The following is a 612-nucleotide window of genomic DNA, read 5'->3' as shown; positions in this document are numbered from 1 at the left end:
TGATGGTCTCGGGCACGTAGAGCGCCGACTGCAGCGGCTGGGCCGACAGGTCGCGCACGTCCTCGCGCAGCGAGCGCGACAGCCACTGGCGGGCATTGAGCACGCCCAGCACGTTCTCCATGCCGCCGCGCACCACCGGGAAGCGGCCGTGGTCCGACGACTCGACGAGCCGCAGGTTCTCCTCGAAGCTGTCCTCCACGTCGAGCACCACCACGTCGGCGCGGGGCACCATCAGCGAGCCGATCTGGCGGTCGTCCAGGCGGAACACGTTGCGCACCATCTGGTGCTCGTGGGATTCGATCACGCCCGCGCTCGTGCCTTCGGCCAGCACGGCATGGATCTCGGCCTCGGTCACCGCGCTCGCGGTGTTCTCCTTCACGCCCAGCAACCGCAGCAGCGCCTGCGTGGAAACCGACAGCAGCTTCACGAACGGCTTGGTCGCGAGCGCCAGCCAGTTGATGGGCCGCGCGACGAGCCGCGCCAGCGTCTCAGGGTAGCTCTGGCCCAGGCGCTTGGGCACCAGTTCGCCGACGACGATCGAGAAGTAAGTGATCACCACCACCACGAGGCCCGTCGCAGCATAGCCGGCGGTTTTCTCGGGCACGCCCACCG

General features: G+C 68.8%; 1 protein-coding gene. It reads right to left on the bottom strand.

What is annotated here, in order from left to right; genetic code table 11:
• Positions 1 to 612: CNNM domain-containing protein (locus tag FJV41_RS57090; protein WP_141649557.1), on the bottom strand; the 612-nt coding region annotated here is incomplete at both ends.

This window comes from Myxococcus llanfairpwllgwyngyllgogerychwyrndrobwllllantysiliogogogochensis (assembly GCF_006636215.1).
Classification (GTDB): domain Bacteria; phylum Myxococcota; class Myxococcia; order Myxococcales; family Myxococcaceae; genus Myxococcus; species Myxococcus llanfairpwllgwyngyllgogerychwyrndrobwllllantysiliogogogochensis.
The sequence above is the reverse complement of the archived record's forward strand: the minus strand, read 5'-3'. Positions and strand labels throughout refer to the sequence as shown.